Source organism: Endozoicomonas sp. SESOKO4, assembly GCF_024606275.1.
Genome location: NZ_JAHHPS010000454.1, coordinates 1 through 4,601, shown reverse-complemented (window position 1 = coordinate 4,601; position 4,601 = coordinate 1). Strand labels below are relative to the sequence as shown.

The 4,601-nt window shown below is 46.0% G+C and carries 4 protein-coding genes; 2 read left to right on the top strand and 2 right to left on the bottom strand.

Going from position 1 to position 4,601, the window contains the following annotated elements:
• Positions 1-313 precede the first annotated feature (313 nt).
• Positions 314-1,204: a LysR family transcriptional regulator gene (locus KDK16_RS08890; RefSeq protein ID WP_257275670.1), complete on the bottom strand. Its 891-nt coding sequence runs from the start codon at positions 1,202-1,204 to the stop codon at positions 314-316.
• Between the two features lie 148 nt (positions 1,205-1,352).
• Between KDK16_RS08890 and KDK16_RS08885 the strand changes: the two genes are divergently transcribed.
• Positions 1,353-3,251 carry an amidohydrolase gene (locus KDK16_RS08885; RefSeq protein ID WP_257275668.1) on the top strand — a complete coding sequence of 633 codons (1,899 nt, stop codon included), beginning with the start codon at positions 1,353-1,355 and terminating at the stop codon, positions 3,249-3,251.
• 104 nt (positions 3,252-3,355) lie between these two features.
• On the opposite strand, the gene KDK16_RS08880 is transcribed toward KDK16_RS08885, so the two are convergent.
• On the bottom strand, positions 3,356-4,177 hold the full coding sequence (locus tag KDK16_RS08880; protein WP_257275667.1) for a hypothetical protein: 822 nt from the start codon (positions 4,175-4,177) through the stop codon (positions 3,356-3,358).
• Positions 4,178-4,494: 317 nt separating this feature from the next.
• Here KDK16_RS08880 and KDK16_RS13590 point away from each other — a divergent pair.
• Positions 4,495-4,601: HD domain-containing protein (locus KDK16_RS13590; RefSeq protein WP_373690960.1), on the top strand; the 107-nt coding region annotated here is incomplete at its 3' end.

The following is a 4,601-nucleotide window of genomic DNA, read 5'->3' as shown; positions in this document are numbered from 1 at the left end:
TGAAGTTTACCGTCTGCTTTTCCAGCAAGCCAAGCACAAGATAGGCAAGAACACTTAGTCGACACTTGTTCCAGTTCAGATAGGTTCTAAAATGTTCAATGAGTAAGTCAGCGGGTTCCATAATTGTGAGGTATTTTTAGCGAAAAATCTTAAGATAGTGGATCTCGCAGGCTTACTCCTGATTTTTGTCGTGTACAGTGGCCTTCCTGATGTAGATTTTTCTGCCTTTCAAAGTCTTGTGGCCTGAGTATTGTTCTTCGTGATCGGATACCCCTTTGGCCTTCATGTCGTGGAATGTGAACCTTTCGTTTTCTTACCGGAAATTATCCTTCGCGAATCCCAGCAAAACAGATTTAACAGCGACGACTTCCGGATAGTTTTCTAACTCCGGAGGACAATAAAATGATAAAGGCACTCGAACAGTGTTAACCAACTCATTAACGTTGAGATTTACCAACTTACCACTTTGCAACAAAGGCGCGGCTAAGGAATGCTCCAGGATTGCCCATCCATCTTCAAGCAGAAGGGTAAGCAGCACATCGTTATTACTCACTAAGCGGACATTGCTAGAAATAGAATAAAGTTCAGGATTACTATTATGGTGATTTTCACTCAAGTATTGCATTGCTAATTCAAGTTCATTCATTTGAATGCAATCACGTTTCGCGAGTGGGTGATCAGGATGGCAATAAAAACCTTGTTCACTGGTGCCCAAGTTAATAAAACTGAATGTTCGTTCAGGCATGTTTTTAAGCCGGCTTTGCATGATGGCAACGCAATGCTGGTTGCTCACTAACGCATCCAGCGTCTCATCCCGGTTTCGATGCAACCAATGCAGGCGTAGCATGGGAAACTGCTCTGTGATCGATTGATTAACCGTTTTTATCAGGCTATTGGGTACCAGGTTGTCATGGTAAACAATCAGAGATTCAAGTGCCTGCTTGTAGCGATCGATCATTCGGCGATAGAGCAGATCACTATTTTTAACCAACACCTTTGCCTGACGATACAGTGCATCAGCCTCGGTTGTTGCCACGGCTTTCTTTCCCTCAATAGTAAACAAACGAATTGCGAAACTGTCTTCTAAGGCCTTCACTTGTTCGCGAACAGTAGTTCTATCTTTGTTTAGTTTCTTTGCCGCTTTACTGTAGCTGGCTTCTTCAAACGTGGCGCAAAATGCGGCTAAGTGCTCGTATGAGAACATCTATCTTCCTCCTGCTACCTGTAAAATGACTGATATTGCCCATCATAATGCATTTATCATGACCGTTAAAAATTGCTATTTTTCACCCTGCCTTCAGCAGAGTGGTTCATCCAGAGGTGCTCTGCCTTTTTCATTGAAAGATTACAATATGAAAAACATCTTTAAAGTTTCCGTTTTAACAGTGTCATTATCCATCCTGGCCGGGTGCTCACTGGTAGGGGCACCCGATGGGCCCCTCAACAGCCCGATCACTGTATTTGTCTCCAACGACATCATTACCCTTTCAGAGACAATTAATGGCAAACCCACAGCCATTGCCGTTCAGGACGGCAAGATCATCAACATCGGTCAGCAAGAAGCGTTGATAGAAGCCTACAAAAATGAAAGCAACCTGATGGTTGATACACAATTCCTCGATAAAACGATCCTGCCGGGCTTTGTCGAGCCCCATATGCATATCTGGATGAGCAGCCTGTTACTGAGCATGGATTTTATCACCCCCGCAGACTGGGCATTCCCCTGGGGGTATGTGAAGGGTGTCCAAAATGAGAAAGCGTACTTCGACCAGCTCGCTCGTCTGGAACGGTCTTTACCTGAGGGAGAACCCCTTATTACCTGGGGATATCATAACTATTTTCATGGCCAGAACATGAACAAATCGGCCTTGAATAAACTCTCGGAAACACGGCCCATTATTGTATGGCACCGCAGTTTTCACGAAGTTTATTTTAACGACGCCGCCCTGACGGTGCTGGGCTGGAACCAAGCCGATTGGGAGGGAAAAAAAATATCCCAGCTTAACTGGGATAACGGTCATGCCTACGAAACGGGTCTGAAAGCCATCATGAACGAGCTTTTTACCTATTTCTTTGAATCAGGACGTTTTGCCGAAGGGATTAAACGCAGCAAAGACTATGTCCATTCAGGGGGTATCACCACGGTTATTGACCCGGGTGTCCTGCTTTCACCGGAGATGTTTAACGAAATGGTTGATGTCTTGATGAAGGATACCTTTCCGATGGACTATTGGTTGATTCCTGCGGGCAACTTTACCTATATGCTGTCGCAAAATGATGCCGAGAAAGGCAAGGCGCTGGCTGAACAACAAACCCGGACTTACAAGGAATCTGACCAGATCAAATGGCTGCCAAAGTACGTCAAACTATTTTCTGATGGGGCAATGTATAGCCAATTGATGCACATGAAAGAGGGCTACACCGATGGCCACGAAGGCGAGTGGATCCAAAAACCGGAAGAACTCGAAGACAGCATGAGGCCATATTGGAACGACGATTACACTGTCATTGTCCATGCAAATGGTGACCTGGGGTTTGAAACCGCCATTGATATTGTTGAAACGCTAAACAAAGACACGCCACGGGAAGATCACCGCACCGGATACCATCACTTAGGTTTTACCGGCCTGGATGATATTAACCGTGCGGTGGAGCAAGGTGCTAACTTCAGCGTTAACCCTTACTACACGCACATACTGGGTGAGCTTTATAGTGTTCATGGAATTGGGAAAGAGCGGGCGGAAAATATGTCCCGAGGCCAGTCGTTCATTGAAGCAGGCGGCATACTTTCTTTGCACTCTGATGCGCCAATGGCACCGGCGCAGCCGCTCAGCCTGGCTTGGGCAGCCGTTAACCGGATAGGCTTATCCGGCAGCAGGACACTTGGGCCACTGGAGCGGATCAGTGTCGAAGACGCACTCAAAGCCATCACTATCAACGCAGCTTATACCGCAAGGTTGGAAAACGAAATTGGTACCATTGATGTCGGCAAGTATGCCAACTTCACGGTACTGGACCAGAGCCCATTTGAAGTCGATCCAAAAGAACTCGATAAAATCACCATTGCCGCCACTGTCTATCACGGAGAGTCAGCTCCGGTGAAACACAGTAATGCCGGTTTGGATATGACGCATGGCTCCCACAAAGCAGTGAGACTCATAAACATGCTATCAGCAAGAGACGGTTCAGGGGATTTCTGCAGCACCAGTATTGAGATGCAGAGCAGTGCCCTGGGAGTGACAGAGCATTAACTGAACCATAAGGCTTCAATATCACCAGGCTGCTCTACCGGGTGCCCTGCTCGAGCGGGGAGCGGTATAGCCCTGCCTGATATTTAAGTAGATTTGGAACAGGCTTAATCGGACAATGGTGGTAATTCAGCGGAAGTCGCCATGGAACATTCATGTTTGCGTTTCATGTAGAGCTGTGCAGTTTTGTCCCAGATGACGTCTCCAAAGATACTTTTGTCAAGGCTGTCGTCTACCTGACATTTTATGGAATAGGCTTCAGAAGGTTTGGCAGTCCCCCATGGAATTTTGTAATAGCCACCATTAGCGCTTCTTGTCCATAAATTCTCTATTAGCGATGTATCATCACTCTCTGTTGATTCGCCCAAGGTGGCTGAAAATAAAAGATCCTCCTCTGAACGGAGAGAAAAAGTGTCGTTCCCGTTTACTTTTTTGGTTGTCATTGAGCCATAAGATGTATTGTATTTGTCAAAATATTCGAGAACATATTTCATTGTCAATGAATCAGTATGTGCTTTGATTGCCAGATATGAGCCTTTGCTGAGTTCCAGCATCCAGATAGCCTCGGTGTAAGGAAAATGAAAGAAGTAATGCAATGGAATCTTAAAGGCGCTGTCTATGTTAATAGTGACCACCAGCATAGCGCAGCGTACACGGTCCGCTGAGTCTGTCGGCGAGACGAATTGAAAAGCCTCGCCGGCCAGCTCAATGGCCTTGTCGCGGGGAACGGAGCCTTTTATAAAGAAACCCACATATTCACTGCCCACAAAAGAATACCCAGGTTTCGGTTCAGCTTTCTCTTCTGATGCCGGAGGGTCGCTTGACGGGTTACATTCAGTCGCTGCACCCGGGTCTTTGTGACCCGAACATTCATCAGCGCTGGAGCCACTAAGCTGCATGAGCAGAGAGACAAAAGCTAGTGCCAACAACTTGAGGAGCTGATAAAAATGATAAAAACTCAAACGAAACATAGCGACATCACCAAAGTAAAACTGCGAAGCGACCTGAAGTCATCAATCTGTGCAAATTGCGCTGTCGGCCCGTGGCTTTAAAGAGTAGACGACGATAGAAACCGGAGGGATGATTTTTCTAAGTTCTTAAAAACACTCTATTCTCATCGCCTTTGAATTACTTCACTGATGGTTTTTGTGTCAATCTCAATCCGTGAATCGTTGTCAGCACAAGGTTCGGCCGTTAAGCAATACTCGTTATAATGTGAAGTTCTTGTTATAGAGTGGAAGCAGGCATGTCTTTCTACAACTATTGGGGCAAAGCAGGTCATTCATCCGAAAATGGCGATGCTAGTTATCATTTGCTGGTTTATCACTGTTTGGATGTAGCTGCGGTTGGCAG